Raw genomic sequence first — 15,362 nt, 5'->3', positions numbered from 1 at the left:
ATCCTTCACATTTTCAAATTTGACACATGTGGTTGAAAACATAGACACTCACGAATAGAAAATAGTCTCCACCAGAAAGTATTTGATAGATTCACAAAAAAAATGGTAAAAGTAACTCAGATATCATTGAGTAATGGTTGCATAAGGAGGAGTTTACAATGAACAGTAAAAGAACGATGAGTATTTTTCTTATTTTTGCGTTAGTTTTCGGCCTAACGATAGTTCCAATGTCACTTTCATACGCGGATACGATGCCCTATTCAGGTATGGATATTTCTACTGGGCACCAATTTCCAATAAATGTCATCAAAGGGCCTGATGGCAAGCTGTATGTCACTGAATATTCAGGTAATGTCATTATTAAAATGGATATAGACGGTCAGAATAAAACCACTTTTGCGTCTGGGTTAAATCAACCGATTGGTATGACTTTTGATGCTAGTGGTAACTTATATGTTGCTGAACACTCTGGTTCTGCTGTAAAAAAAATTGCCCCCGATGGGACTGTTACTGTCGTTAAAAACTCAGGAATGGGGATATTAACTGGCATTGTAAAAGACTCTTCGGATAAATTATTCGCAATTGGTTATAGTACTGGAACCATCTACAAAATGGATTTAGATGGATCCAATTTTACGACCTTAAAATCTGGACTTCAAACTAGCTCATTAATTGGCCTCACAATTGATGCCAACGACAATTTATATGCCACTGATCGCTATAATAATAAAGTCATCAAAATAACACCTGATGGCACTACAACTGATTTTGCAACTAACATCACCGGCGCTCAAGGTATAACACTTGCGGATGATGGCTATTTCTATGTTGTATCAACTGGTCGATTGGTTACAAAACTGGATAGTAATGGTACCCTAGTTACGACTTATAGCACAGGTACATTTACACCATGGGGCGTCGCAGTTGACGTCGATGGATATATTTACTTCACCGAATCAAGTTCAGCTGTAAAATGCCTAGTGGGTTATACTGAAACACTTGACAAAACAACAATTAAACTCACAATGAACAAAGACATCGCAGGAACAGTCGCTGATCCTGCTGCTTTCTCCATTACAGGCGTCGCTACGAATCCAAATGTTACCGCAGTCACTACCTCAGGCGCTGTTATCACCATTTCTCTAGACGCCCCTATTTCGCCTCTTGAAAGTTCTGTCAAAGTTCACTATGCGAAGACAGGTACCAATAATTTAACCGTTTCAGGCAGTGCGACAGAATTCAAGAATTTTTCAAATGTTCCCGTTAAAAATAATATTTTACGCGTGTTAAGCACTGCAGCAATTGAGAATATTAACGTTGCTAACGGTACACTACTAGCAGACCTCAACTTACCGAGTACCGCAATCATTCAGTTAAGTAATATTACATCCGATACAGTCAATGTAACTTGGGATAATGGCACACCTCCATATGATGGCTCAGTTGCTGGGACTTATGTGTTTACTGGCACTTTCTCTGTCGGTGCAAATGTTGGCAATCCAAATAATGTAACGGCTCAAGTAAATGTCGTCGTTGCTGAGGTTACAACGCCACACGTCATCTCCATTGATCCAATAACTGACATCTCGGTGGCGTATGGTACTGCCTATAATACAATCGTTTTACCTAGTCAAGCAGGTGTCCATTTAAGTGATTCTACAACACTACAAGTTCCTGTGATTTGGGGAAATCCAACACCGGATTATGTGGCGACTTCGCCAGGTGTCTACGTGATTACAGGCACATTAAATTCAAATGCATTCCTCAATCCAAGTAATATGAAGGCATCTGTCAATGTGATCGTCGGCAATGCTCCACCAGTTGTCGAACCAACTCCAGAACCGGATAAAACAACCGAACCGAAATCAAATACAATTGTCAAAGTCAATGGTGAAGAACAACCCATTGGGATAGAAGTAAAAAGTGTTCAAGACGGTGTCACAACGGTTGAAGTTTCGGTGATTGCGCGAACCATTGATCAAATGATTGAAAATGCTATAAAAACAGGAAGTGAAACTGAGCGGAATTTAGTTGAAATCACTGTTGTCGATACCACTGCTGCAAAAGCTGTGGTCGCATTAACTGGCGATATCGTCCAAAAATTGAATGACAACGACTTCGATATTCTCATTAAACGCGGCGACACAACATACAACCTCCCAGCAGAAGAATTGTCAATCGCCTCAATAGCAAGTCAATTGAGTATATCAGCAGATCAAATGAAATCCATTCAATTTGAAATTGTCATGGAACTTCTCCCAACTTCGCAACAAAATATGTTAGCCGGATCCGTTCAGTCAAACAATAGCGAAATCTTGTTCCCTGCAACTGAATTCAATGTTTTGGCAAAAGTAACAACTGCAGACGGTACGGTCAAGGAAGTTCCTATTGGTACATTTACTCAATATGTTGAAAGAACATTTGAACTCCCTGCAAATGCAGACATCACCACAGGTATCGTGTTCAATAGTGATCACACTTACTCTCACGTTCCAACGTATGTCTTTACAAAAGACGGTAAACAGTACGCTCGTATCAACTCCCTTACAAATTCAGCGTATGCTGTGATCCATAACAGCGTTAAAGTAAAAGGCATCTCAGGTCACTGGGCAGAATCCATCGTCAACAATCTGGCATCTCGTTTAATTATCGCGACACCAGATTCGTTTAAGGCGAATGCGGTTATAACAAGAGCTGAGTTGGCTGAGTATTTAGTAAGAGCACTTGGACTTTATCGCGCAGATCACACCATTCAACTTCCATTTTCAGATGTTTCAAAAACTTCTGAGCACGCACTTGCAATCTCTATTGCAAACGAATGGGATATTATCAATGGATACACAGATGGCACATTTAAACCGGATGCACCTCTTACTCGTGAAGAAGCAATGACGATGTATGCAAAAGCATTGGCTGTGGCACAATATCAAGCTGTTGATAAAACTCCTATTAAAGTTGATTTATCCACCGTTGCGCCATGGGCAAAATCATTTATCCAAAGCGTCTTAGATGCGAAAGTATTCGTCGGTCGTACAGATGGCTCTTATGATTTTAAAGCACCTCTGACTCATGCAGAAGCATTAGCTGCAATTCAAAATATTTTAAACGTCACTGAGCTCACAGACTAAAATCTAATAATAACGCCTCTACGACTCACTTTTAGGGTTGTAGAGGCGTTTTATTCGACGTTAAAACAATTGTCAAAACTTATCCTTGTAGCGTGTTTTCAGTTAAATTTAGATTACAGTTACAGTTTGACGTTGAAGCACTCGTTTTACTATGCTACAATAGGTAAGCAACACAAATTCTTACAGTTGATTTGAAAGGAGGCATGTTATGGCCGAGATGAAATTACTTGCACAAAATAAAAAAGCCTGGCATGACTACTTCATTGAAGAGACTTATGAAGCAGGATTAGAGCTGTTTGGTACAGAAGTTAAGTCCATTCGCGGCGGAAAAGTGAGCATCAAAGAATCTTATGCTGAAATAAAAAACGGTGAAGTGTTTGTTCTTGGGATGAATGTAACACCTTATGATTTTGGCAATCGATACAATCAAGATCCACTTCGCGTACGAAAACTCCTTCTCCACAAACGCGAAATCGCTCAGCTACTGAACTTCACAACGCGCGAAGGTTATACCTTAGTTCCTCTAAAGGTCTACATCAACGAACGTGGTTTGATGAAGATGCAGCTGGCTGTTGCAAAAGGTAAAAAGCTCTATGACAAGCGCGATACCATGGCAAAGAAAGATGCTGAAAGGCATATGCAAAAGGCCATCAAAGCGTATAATCAGTAGAAAGGACTTCCCTTCTCTACTCTACCATACACCACACCCATACACACTTTTAACATGGGGATGTACTGGTTTCGACAGGGATGATGAGCTTTTATAAGCGAGCCGAGTTTCTTGATCTGGGGTACTCGTTAAAGAACTGGATTACTAAACACAAACGCAAACGAAAATTTTGCATTAGCTGCTTAATTGCAGCGTCACCTTTGGGCCTTATCTCAGCCGCCTAGAGCTTGACCAACCCCTGCTGAGGTCCCTATGAAAGATGCTTTTCTAATCTGAATTAGCGGTACAATAGAAATAGCCATGTAGCTTGAGCGTCGTTACTCGTGAGACATGGCGAAACCTTAATTAACGACTGCGCTCGGAGAAAGTGAAAGTAAATTGTTTTTGGACGAGGGTTCGACTCCCTCCATCTCCACCATAAAAAAAATGCCACCCCTAAAAGGTGGTATTTTTTTTATGGTGGAGATGGAGGGGGGCGAACGGGCCGTTAAGAAAAATGTCCGGGGGACATTTTTTAGGCCCTGGCGTGATAGCATGTGAGCTGCGCCGAGAAGGCAGCGAACGTGCGGAGCGACTCCCGTATGTAAGTATGTGGGAAACTTTTCATGCGTTGGTGTAGACTCTTCCGAGGCATGCAAGCGCCAGTTAAATCAAGCTCTCTTGGCTTTTTTCTTTTCAAAATAATAATGCTCAAAAGTGAGCTAACATTTAACCTTTGGGGGGAGTTGAACTCTTGCCCAGAGGTTTTTTAGATTTTAGGAAGATATAATTAGTTATAAATTCACGTTTTCGAGAAGAGAGGTAAAAACGGTGGGAAAGAGACAAAAGCAAATTGAGATAACTATTCAAAAAGGCGACAAAATAACAATCAGAAACATAAATGGCAGAAATCTGACTGGTAAAGTCACAAACATTAAAGCTGCAGATGTTATGTTGTTTGATGGACTTGATAGTTCGAATATAAAAATTCACCATATAGAAATTATGCCGGTTACTACGCTCCCTTCCACTAATCCTATTTCTGAAATTTACACTTTTTCAGAAGCTGCAGAAGTCTGGGGTATCGATCCGAGTAACAAGTGCTGACCTTATTAGTGGATCAGACTATAAGAAAAGCGGCAAAGTTTGGTTGATAACAAAGAGCGCTATGGAAAGACTATATGGAGTTAGATAGTAATTGTGTAATATGAGAAAATTTAGCATTAGTGTATAATGGTAATATGACGTTAAAGGGAGGATATGTAATGAGTAATATTTTAAGTGAACTTTCAAATGAAGGTATCCGCACAAACCTCTCTTATTATGGGATTGGAGATTATGCAACTAATATAGATATCTCGATGATCTTTGAAAAGTCATCACTGATATGCAATTATTACAAATGTTTGCCGTTTAATTCGTTATCTTCGATCGATGAGTATATTAACTATTTGTTCATTCGTAAGCTTTCAAGGTACTCAGAAATCACTCCCCATATTGTTACAGATAGACAAGCTGAATTTATGAGTAGTGTAGATACCTTTACGACTATTTTCAGTAAATATACAAACAAAGCGGTAATTGAATTTATTAATAATAGTATTGAGTCAATTTGTACAACTGAAAATAATAGCGAATTAGTCTCTTCTACAATCTCAATTTGTGCTAAATTTTCGTCAGGTATTAAAGATGAAACTTTTAGCTGTCTTATAGCAAACAAAAGTCATTTAATTATTGATAGCTTTAACGAAATTCAGACAACTTTTAAGAAAAGAAAAGTCTTATTAGCTTTCATGTTATCAGAAGAAATTTTTTACAAGAACATTGATTATCGTTTAGTGGATATTTTAAAAATTGTTAAGTCGATTATTGGTATAGACGACTTAGCTGGAATTTGCGAAGAGTTCCATAATAATGTGCTTAAGTATGGACGAGATGTCGTTAATGGAACAGATATAAATAAAGCGATTGAATCTCAATCAATAATTAAAGTGATAAAAGATTTCTTTAAAGATATTAAATCGCCACACGCGTATGAATTTGAAGCTGAGTTAAGAAAAATTGATGATTTAGTTAATAGTTGGCTTTTAGAGAATGGACATTCATTCAGCTATGAAGCCCCAATTGATCAGTTCGCAAAAACGATGAATTCAGAGATTGAATGGGAAGCAAAAATGATGTCTCTGACACACTCTACTAACCACGAACATAAAAAACTTGAACATTTCTTTGAGAGCACAATTAGAAACTCTGTACCAGGGTTGACGGATATAATTGCATCAACAAATATTAGTACGAATGAGTACTGGACAGCTTCTAGATTAAGAGATTTAAGTATCTGCAATGTATTTGCAATGGAACAATTCAAACTCTATATTTTTGACGCTGGAAAAATTAATGATTACTTTAGTTACTTTAAGACCTTCGTTAAATATATCTGTGACATTTTAAATATTGATATCATTGAAAAGGGTTTTGATGATGATATGAAAATACTCTTTCAGTTCACCCTAGATGTATTTCATAATGTTGAGGAAGAAGATATCGTTTTACTACAGAGTGTATGCTATGGATTGTCAATGTTTGCTAGTGGGTTTTCGGAAAAATTATTGCGTGAAATATATATTAAAGAAAATATGAGTTTTCAATATATTAGTGATGAGCAGGTCACCCTTGGTAAACTACTTGATAAGAGCAACTTAGTTCTTACAAATATTCTTGGCGAAAATCATATCCAATGCTTACGTTATTTCTTACATAACGATGGTAAAGAAAGAATCGGAAAGAATATTAGAAATAATTTAGCGCACTGGAACTCTATGAATTCAAAGGATTTGAACAAGGGACTTTCACTACAATTATTGTGGCTACTTACGGGGATTGTAAATAGTGCTTTTTATCATTATTACGAAATGAACAAAAGTAGATAAATAACTATAGCCTAGAATTATACTACAGCACTCTTTTGCTTTCAAAATGGGGTATGCTACTGAAGGAGTCAATTGTAATGAATAAATGGGAAGACAAGTTTGATGATTTAAAGATTAAATTGGATGAAGCAATAAGAATACTAGATCAAAAGCTAAAAAATGGTGAGATCAGCCAATATGAATATAACGAGTTAAAAACATTAGATTTCGATTTATGTATTGATGATAAAGATCCAATAAAACTTTTCAAAGAATTTTATTTGGAAAGAAAGCCTATTAAATGTAGTGAGTTATTACTTGTAATCTATGACGAACATGAAACCAGTTTTAGAAAAGCAGTTTTATTGAGTGAATGTTTTCCTGATCCGCTTGGATATAAGTATAATCAGGATATTCACGAATTCAGCATTTTGATAATCACGAGAGCTTTTAACTTAGCAAAAGAAAAAGATTATCCATCGGATTTTCTGAAAGAGTTGCAAGAACTTTACTTAGCATTTACTTTTTTTAATCATAATAATATGAGAAATACAGAAAAACTCAATAAATGTGAATTTATGAAATTTACTTTGTCTGAGCAAATTAGAATGTTATTTATCTTTCTACAAGATCAAAGCAGATTAGTGCAAGATTTAAAAGATAAAGATATAAAAAAACAAGGGTTTTTCACAGGGATGGAATCTGCTGTATCAAATAATACTCCAAATAATAACCCGAATATGCTAGTTTCATTTGAGGACAATTTTGAAGGTATTGTAGAAGCCTTTGATATTTTGATTCGATACCTGTATTCTAAAAAGAAAAAAGACTTTGAAATTGTGACAAAGCCTGAACATGGTGATATTACACATATTGAAGTTCCTTCTTTAGAGCTAATAACACACCTATCCGTACAGAGAAATCTTTTGATTAAAACATGGGAAAAATTCAAGTATTCACAATGGAATGTAGTTTTGGATAAAAACGAAATACAGGAAACTTATGTTTTTATGCCAAAGAATCAAAAAGAATATAAACAACATATAATCGCATCAAATAGACGGCAATACTTATTAATGATTGAAATATTTAAGATGAATACTTCAGGAGAAGCGTTAAAAAAAAATGCAACGATTTCACATATTTCTAAAGAGATTAATAAGGATGATATATTAACGCTGTTCTCAATCAATGAATCTGATTATTTCAAGGCTGTAGAAAGCTATAAGCCTCTTATAAATGCGTATTCAACTAATATGCATAAACATTATTTTGATTTAACTATTGATGGAGTGAAATTAGAACAACTCTTTAAGGTGATAGAGCTGCTATATGTATTAGCTGAATGCTATACTAGAAATATCTATGATAACTTTAAGCAAGAGGATGAAACTTGGTATAAATATTTGTGTCCAATTGTATCAATTAATTATTTGATTGATTGTTTAATAAGATATTATGGATATAGTAAGATTGAGTCATTAAAACTTATTAATTACTTTACTTTCAAACCTGGAATTAAAGGTGAAAGCGATATTTTCTCTAGGCCACTAATCTGTGTAAATCCTGAGCATATAGTTTTCTCTGCTGCTTTAATTCAGCAAATGAATATTGAGAGAATTGTCGAAATGTTACTAAGTAATTACGAAGTTAATATCGCTAAAATTGGAACTGATTTTGAAAATGAAATTAAGTTCGTATTGAGACATTTTAGTGAAATAAAAGTAAACACAAATAAAATTGATTTCGTTGCTTCTGATGGAAAAGACATTGAATTTGATTTTATAGGTACTTTTGATAATCATCTATTACTATGGGAATTTAAAGCTATGACTGTTCCATATAGTGATAAACGACATTCAGAATGTAAGAAAACTATTAAACAAGCAGTTGATCAAATCGAAAGAAGATGTCGAATACTGAGGACGGACTGGGATAAAATAAAAACATTAGTTAATATTGACTTACCAGATGATCCATTTGATGATGATAAAATAGTTAAGTTGGCCTGTACAAACATTTTTGATTTCACTAATTTGATATACGGTGAAGGAATAAGGATTGTTGATAAGTCTACCCTTCTAAAATTCTTTGTTAACCCAGTAGTAAAAGTCGTGAATGTTCATGACAAAAATGTTTTAAATACAAAAAAACTCTGGAAAGGCTCCTCTCCAACTATAAATGAGTTCAAACAGTATTTAGAAAATCCAATAACTACATCACCATATAATGAATGTTTAGAAGCTTTTCCAAAGGTATTTGAAATATTTGAAGATGATTATCCATATGCAATAATTGATCAAATTTTAACGAAAAATCCATATGGACAAGAAATAGAAAAAGCTCTTAATACTGAAACAAGGCCATTAGCAATTAAACCATTTCAACGAAAAAAAGGATCTAAGAAAAAAAGAAAAAAGAAAAAGTGATAATTTTTGACTTGTGTTAAATCATTTATGGATACAAGCTAGAAAGCTGACTTTTAAACGTTAGCTTTCTTGTTCGGGGTATACATAAAAAAAATGCCACCCCTAAAAGGTGGTATTTTTTTTATGGTGGAGATGGAGGGAGTCGAACGGGCCGTTAAGAAAAATGTCCGGGGGACATTTTTTAGGCCCTGGCGTGATAGCATGTGAGCTGCGCCGAGAAGGCAGCGAACGTGCGGAGCGACTCCCGTATGTAAGTGCTAGGACAATTTAGGAAGCTTTTCTTGCGTTGGTGTAGACTCGTCCGAAGCAAACGAAGTTTGCAATTGGCAACATGGATTTAAAAAATGAGTTCAGTTTTAAAAAACGTTTTCGATATACCGAAAGAATATCATTTTATTTAATTGACTTTTCGATATAAATGAGTTAGATTGAATTTAAAGACTATGAGAAAGGATGTGTCGAAAATGATTTTTAGAGAACAATACATGTCAAAAATTCGCCCCTTCATGAATCAGCCTATTATCAAAGTATTAACGGGCATACGTCGTTCAGGAAAATCCGTCATGTTAGAGCTTATTCAAAAAGAATTGATTCAGCAAGGCATTAATCAAGAATTATTCATCTCAATCAATCTTGAAAGTAAGAAAAATCCATTTGAGATTACAATTGAAGGAATCTATGAATATATCAAAACAAAAGCCAATGAACTAAATCAGAAAGTTTATCTTTTTTTTGACGAGATACAAGAACTTGATGGTTGGGAAACAATGATTAATGCAATCATGATTGATTTTGATGCAGACATTTATATAACTGGATCTAATGCTAAATTATTATCAGGTGAGCTTGCGACTTATTTGGCAGGCAGATATGTAGAAGTGAAGATTTATCCTTTTTCATATAAAGAAATACTCAGTTTTTTCCCTCAAAAAAGCAAGCAAGAGATATTTCAAATTTATCTCACTAGAGGCGGAATGCCATTTCTCTATCAGTTTCCTATTGATGATCATAGCGCGATGCAGTATTTGAGTGATATTTATGATTCAATTATTTTGAAAGATATTGCGACTCGAAATAAGGTAAGAGACATTGAACTGTTGAAGAGAATGATTCAATTCTTTATAGCCAATATAGGCAATACATTTTCATCTTCTAACGTATCTAAATATCTAAAAAATGAATTGCGAAGCGTTTCAACAGAAACCATTTATAATTATATAGACTATTGTAAAGCGGCCTGTTTTTTGCATTTGGTTCAAAGAGAAGATTTGATGGGGAAAAAGTTACTGCAATTTCAGGAAAAAATATATATAGCGGATCATGGGATTCGCGAAGCGGTATTTGGTAACAATATGCGCGACATCAATCAAACCCTAGAGAATATCATCTATATGGAATTGCTTGGCAGGGGCTATGATGTACGTATAGGGAAAAATGCTAATAACGAAGTGGACTTTGTTGCATTAATGGGAAATTCTAGAGTCTATATTCAAGTGTCTTATTTGCTCGCTTCTGCTGAAACAGTGGAAAGAGAGTTTTCAGTTCTCGAATCAATACCAGATAACTACCCCAAATATGTTGTTTCAATGGATGAAATCGATAGAGGCAGAAATGGTATCAAGCATATGAATATAAGAGATTTTTTATTGATGGAGCAATTTTAAACAAAGATCATACACGAACGGATAAACGATTAATTGAGTGTGATGCGGTATAATCTAAGTAAAAGGTGGTGTGTATTCATGAGAAATATTGAGAAAATAATCAAAGAGGTTAATGGCTCAATGGTCATGGAGAGAATGCCAAATTAACAAATTCAAAAATACAGGATGTTATTATTAATATAAATGAAATAATAACGCTCCATCTCCACCAAAAAAAGAAAGGTCCATGATTATGCATGGGCCTTTCTTTTTTTTGGTGGAGGCTCGTCCGAAGGAATATAAAAAAAACACGTGATTAAATTTCAACTATTTTTATAAAGAAATTTCTGAATCGAGGGGATTAAATGGTCTTACAATCTGATATCCATTTTGTTGTACTTCTAAGGTAGCCGCTTCACTTTCGAAATGCATGCAATAAACGCGTTGTCTTTCGGCCATTGGAATAAAGGCGTTCAATTGCGTTAACAATAAATGGACACTGTTACTTGCTGTAGAACTCGAAATATCCTGATAGATTCTATCGATCGTTTTATTTAAAAATGCACGACGAATCTCAGTTGGGATAGTATTAGAGTCGCCACTATAGTAGATTGAGTCCCCATTATAATTAAAATGAATACCATATGATGGTATCACGTCCACATGAGGTGTTTTGTAAAACGTAAAACAAAAATTATCGAATTGTCCCTCAGATAGACGCACATCCTCTTGTGAAATTAATTTGTAGTGATGAGGTTCTACCCCCATGATTTTAAGATATTCCGTCATCATCAATTTTTCTGGGTAGATGATGGTTGGCTGAAAGTTTAAGATAAAATTTGCATAAAAAATTAAATCTCCTAGACTTCCAATGTGATCCGGATGTGTATGTGTGATGATTACGCTCATGCGCTCTAAATTGTCGAGTAGTTTGTGCTCTTTCATCGCCTTAAAGACAGAACTGCCACAGTCAATTAATATTAAGTCGTTTATTTTTCTCAAATAAGCACTCGTATTTCCCATTTCAGTATTAAATGCGTTTCCAACACCAGAAAAAATCAAAATGTGTTCTCCTTTTCATAAACACGTTCAGTTATAAAAAAATCAACCAAATCCTTATCCAAATGTTTAAGTGTCGCTTCTTGAATTAATACTTTCAGTGCATCATCGTGAGTCATCCCTCTACGATAAGGACGATCCTCAGCAGTGAGAGCCTCGTAAATATCGGCAATGGCTAGAATTTTGCTCTCAAAAGGAATGTCCATGCGACTTAAATGATGAGGATAACCACTGCCATCGATCTTTTCATGATGCGCAGAAGCGATTAATGGTAACCGCTCTAAATCTTTTGTCCAATTGAGCTGATTTAATATTTCGAAAGTATGTACCGGATGAGACATCATTTTTTCTCGTTCATTGTACGTTAAATTTCCACATCGGATGGATAAACTTTCAATTTCATCCGCTGTTAACAACGTAATTTGCTCACCATCAAAATCTTCAATAATGTGATTTCCTAATTGACGAATCCTTTCAATTTCAGTTTCTTCCAAACAATTCTTTTCATTGACGCCATCAATAAACGCATATAATTTATCGATTTCTTCACCTGTCAACTGATCGACATTTGAATGGCTATCAGAGGTCCTTTTTTGTTCAATAATCCCTTTTATATATTTAAATCTCAACTTTAGATAAGCCATTTGATTTTTATCGAGTTTAGTTCGCTTTGAAAGTAGTTGTTCGTTTACCCCAATCTTACCGATGTCGTGAAGTAAGGCGGCATAATAGATTTCTTTCTGTTGGTCTGCAGTATAATATATGTTTTCAAATGGGAACTGGGGCGTTTCTGAAATTCGTTTGATAAATTTTTCGGTAATCTCCGCAACACGTATGGAGTGACCTGCAGTGCAAGGATCTCGCTTATCAATAAGTAGGACCATGCTACGTACAAAATTGTAAAACAGGTCTTCAATATTTTTATGTAGTTTACTCCGTTCGATTAACATTCCCGCTTGCGAGGATATGGCCAGAATCAAGCTTGCTTCATCTTCATCAAACGGAATGATTTCATTTGAAAAGTCATCTTCTGAATACAATAATGCGGTAGGATTTCGTTTTTTGTTAATTAACTGAAGGACTCCTAAAACTTCATTGTGGATGTCTTTCATTGGGATGACCATCATATTGACGGTATGATAATCTGCGATTTTGTCGAAGGATGAATCATGTTTCATTTGCTTGGAATTTTTGTAATCATGAAGGTTATTAAGGATGACTGTTTCACCTGTTTCTGCACAATAACCAGAGATGCTGTCATGATTAATCGGGATGCTAAACGCTTCAAAATCGACTTTTCTTGATAAATTGACAGAAGCTTTAAATCTTAAACAAGGAGCCGCATCCAGTATATAAATGCTCCCTGCGTCACAACCAATTATGTTAACACTTTCTTCTAAAATAATTCGAATCAACTTTTCAGAGTCTTTTTCAGCTGACAGTAATATTCCGAGGTGTTTGATTTTATCAAGTAGTGTTTCAAGTTGGATTGCACGATCATTGGAATGAATGTCATTAAACATTTTTACTCCTTTCTGGAAGTGACAAAATACATTTCACATTTACCTTTACCTTTTACGTCATAGATTCCCCTGTATTCTGAATGGTGGGTTCTGTCGATTAATGAGACCATTTCGGTCGTGAGATTAATTTTCATCGGATCAGAATGGGATTCTAATCGGGATGCCATATTCACTGTATCCCCGAAGATATCAAAAATAAATTTAGTGTTCCCTACGACACCTCCAACGACGCTTCCAACATGAATACCGATACGCATTTCCCATTTGAGTGGCCAAAGTGCATTTCGTTCTTTCAAGAAGTCAATCATTTTTAAGGCGGCATCAACTGCAAATTCAGCAGGGTTGTCAAGTTTGTTGTGCATTCCCCAAACTGCCATGTAGGCATCACCTATGGTTTTGATTCTTTCACCAGAATAATGAGCAGTAATATTATCAAATTCCGAAAAAAGGCTATTTAATTCATCAATTAACATAACCGGATCGATTTCAGAGGACGCTTTAGTGAAGTTAGTAATATCGGACATGAAAACGACCACATCGTCAAATGCCTGAGGTGCACTAATGCCAGTTGACTCCAGCTCAGCGATGGTTGCTTCAGGCAAAACGTTGCTAAGTAAATCTCTTATACGATTTTTATCCTTTTGAATGACTTCATTTGCCACCTTGATTTCTTCAAAAGCGTCTTGAAGTTGTTTGGTCATCTCGTTAAAAGCTTTAGAAAATTCACCCATAAAGTCGACCTGATGATTAAAATCCCCTGCTGCAACTTGAGTTGTCACCCATGTTAGGTGTTTTAAACTCGACTGGAGGTTTTTAAACGGCTGAAGTATGGCACTTGTACCTTTAGGAGGTTGATAGCTCAGATCACCTTTAGACAATGCATAAATAAAATCATTTACTTGATTCTGATTCTCCAGAAAAGTATTGAAATACTGGTAAAGTTGGCTTAATTCGTCATCTGGATGTTCTTCTGGGAGAACTAAAGGAGATACCGAAAGACCTTTGCCTAAGCGATACAGCCCCTCAGTCAATTGTTCGAGCTGTTCTTTCTTAACCGTTAGCATAGACATCCCTCAGTAGATTGACTTCGAAACGACATACACGGTCTCCAGAACACCAACAGTCGACTTCTTTTACACTGAACTCTTGTCCCGTCTGAGCGTATAATAAACCAGCGATAAATCCTTCGTCATATGTACATATTTGTTCATCGATCATGGGAAGTCCAGAACAATCAAGATCTTCAGCCACCGTCAGAACAAAGTGCATTCTATCCAAGTTGGCTTCTTCAACTCTTAAAATGCCTATTTTTAGAGTTTTCATGACCTCTTGAATTTCGTTAATAAAATAACCAAAAGTAGCATGAGACGTCAACTAGTTCTTATAAAGTTCTATGCCAGCCGCTTTACCAGCATTGAAAAAAACCTGATTTGCTACTTCAACACCAACGTATTGAATCATTGTGTCTCTCAATGTGAACTGCATTAAACGATAGACATCTACAGGCAAGGACTCCCCTAAGTTTGGACGTCCAGTTTTCACATCGCCTATGAAGTCCCAAGTAAATAATGGATTTTCTCTCGACTCTTTAAACATAATACCTCCTTAACCTTGAGGGCAAATTAGTTGTGAAATTGAATATTTTCATTTTACCCAATCTAGTTTCAATTAAAACATTTTCGTGAGCAAGATAAATACAACATCTGCCGTTTCCATCCAAGGAGTGAACGGCATTCTAGTTCGACTCCATACCAGATAATTCTCCCAAATACGTTGTTTCGATGAATGAAATCAATATCTCATAAGAGAAATTGTTATGCTATCTGCATGATGAAACATTTTTTCGGGAGGAAAAAAATGAGATGTACATTGGATATGAAAAAGAATAAGATAGTTTTGGAATCTTTGTAGGATCGATTGAAAACTATCTCAGGTATTATAACTATGAAAGAACACTCGCAAAAACAAAATGGATGCCCCCTGCAAAAACAGAGAAACAGCCATAAATTTTGTCTAAAACTA

General features: G+C 35.7%; 12 protein-coding genes and 1 other RNA gene. 8 read left to right on the top strand and 5 right to left on the bottom strand.

Features of this window, described 5'->3' with window-relative positions; all coding sequences use genetic code 11:
- Positions 1-158: 158 nt before the first annotated feature.
- The 8 genes from ACZ41W_RS00260 to ACZ41W_RS00225 all read left to right on the top strand — a co-directional run bounded on the left by ACZ41W_RS00260 (position 159) and on the right by ACZ41W_RS00225 (position 10,779).
- Positions 159-3,128 (top strand): S-layer homology domain-containing protein, encoded by a 2,970-nt coding sequence (locus ACZ41W_RS00260; protein WP_464312886.1) that lies wholly within the window; start codon positions 159-161, stop codon positions 3,126-3,128.
- A gap of 208 nt (positions 3,129-3,336) precedes the next feature.
- Positions 3,337-3,798 (top strand): SsrA-binding protein SmpB, encoded by a 462-nt coding sequence (smpB, locus tag ACZ41W_RS00255; protein ID WP_464312885.1) that lies wholly within the window; start codon positions 3,337-3,339, stop codon positions 3,796-3,798.
- A 56-nt stretch (positions 3,799-3,854) separates the two neighbouring features.
- Positions 3,855-4,216: a transfer-messenger RNA gene (gene ssrA / locus ACZ41W_RS00250) on the top strand.
- 392 nt (positions 4,217-4,608) lie between these two features.
- Entirely contained in the window at positions 4,609-4,884 is a 276-nt protein-coding gene (locus tag ACZ41W_RS00245) for a hypothetical protein (RefSeq protein WP_464312884.1), read from the top strand.
- A gap of 43 nt (positions 4,885-4,927) precedes the next feature.
- Positions 4,928-4,972: a hypothetical protein gene (locus ACZ41W_RS00240; protein WP_464314297.1), complete on the top strand. Its 45-nt coding sequence runs from the start codon at positions 4,928-4,930 to the stop codon at positions 4,970-4,972.
- Positions 4,973-5,042: 70 nt separating this feature from the next.
- Positions 5,043-6,707 (top strand): hypothetical protein, encoded by a 1,665-nt coding sequence (locus ACZ41W_RS00235; RefSeq protein ID WP_464312883.1) that lies wholly within the window; start codon positions 5,043-5,045, stop codon positions 6,705-6,707.
- 77 nt (positions 6,708-6,784) lie between these two features.
- Entirely contained in the window at positions 6,785-9,115 is a 2,331-nt protein-coding gene (locus ACZ41W_RS00230) for a hypothetical protein (protein ID WP_464312882.1), read from the top strand.
- 464 nt (positions 9,116-9,579) lie between these two features.
- The gene (locus ACZ41W_RS00225; RefSeq protein ID WP_464312881.1) at positions 9,580-10,779 is read left to right on the top strand and encodes an ATP-binding protein; all 1,200 of its coding nucleotides are present in this window, start codon (positions 9,580-9,582) and stop codon (positions 10,777-10,779) included.
- Positions 10,780-11,091: 312 nt separating this feature from the next.
- Here the strand turns inward: ACZ41W_RS00225 and ACZ41W_RS00220 are convergent, their stop codons facing one another.
- From ACZ41W_RS00220 to ACZ41W_RS00200, 5 genes are read right to left on the bottom strand one after another with little or no spacing between them, the layout of a single operon-like run.
- On the bottom strand, positions 11,092-11,820 hold the full coding sequence (locus ACZ41W_RS00220) for an MBL fold metallo-hydrolase (protein ID WP_464312880.1): 729 nt from the start codon (positions 11,818-11,820) through the stop codon (positions 11,092-11,094).
- On the bottom strand, positions 11,817-13,340 hold the full coding sequence (locus ACZ41W_RS00215) for an HD domain-containing phosphohydrolase (RefSeq protein WP_464312879.1): 1,524 nt from the start codon (positions 13,338-13,340) through the stop codon (positions 11,817-11,819). The genes ACZ41W_RS00220 and ACZ41W_RS00215 overlap by 4 nt, the downstream gene beginning before the upstream one ends.
- Positions 13,341-13,342: 2 nt before the next feature.
- Positions 13,343-14,404: an adenylate/guanylate cyclase domain-containing protein gene (locus tag ACZ41W_RS00210; protein ID WP_464312878.1), complete on the bottom strand. Its 1,062-nt coding sequence runs from the start codon at positions 14,402-14,404 to the stop codon at positions 13,343-13,345.
- Complete coding sequence (locus ACZ41W_RS00205; protein WP_464312877.1) at positions 14,391-14,663, bottom strand: V4R domain-containing protein; 273 nt, start codon at positions 14,661-14,663, stop codon at positions 14,391-14,393. The genes ACZ41W_RS00210 and ACZ41W_RS00205 overlap by 14 nt, the downstream gene beginning before the upstream one ends.
- Positions 14,664-14,714: 51 nt before the next feature.
- Positions 14,715-14,936 (bottom strand): hypothetical protein, encoded by a 222-nt coding sequence (locus tag ACZ41W_RS00200; protein WP_464312876.1) that lies wholly within the window; start codon positions 14,934-14,936, stop codon positions 14,715-14,717.
- Positions 14,937-15,362: the final 426 nt, after the last annotated feature.

It is taken from the genome of Fusibacter fontis, assembly GCF_055378735.1.
The sequence above is the reverse complement of the archived record's forward strand: the minus strand, read 5'-3'. Positions and strand labels throughout refer to the sequence as shown.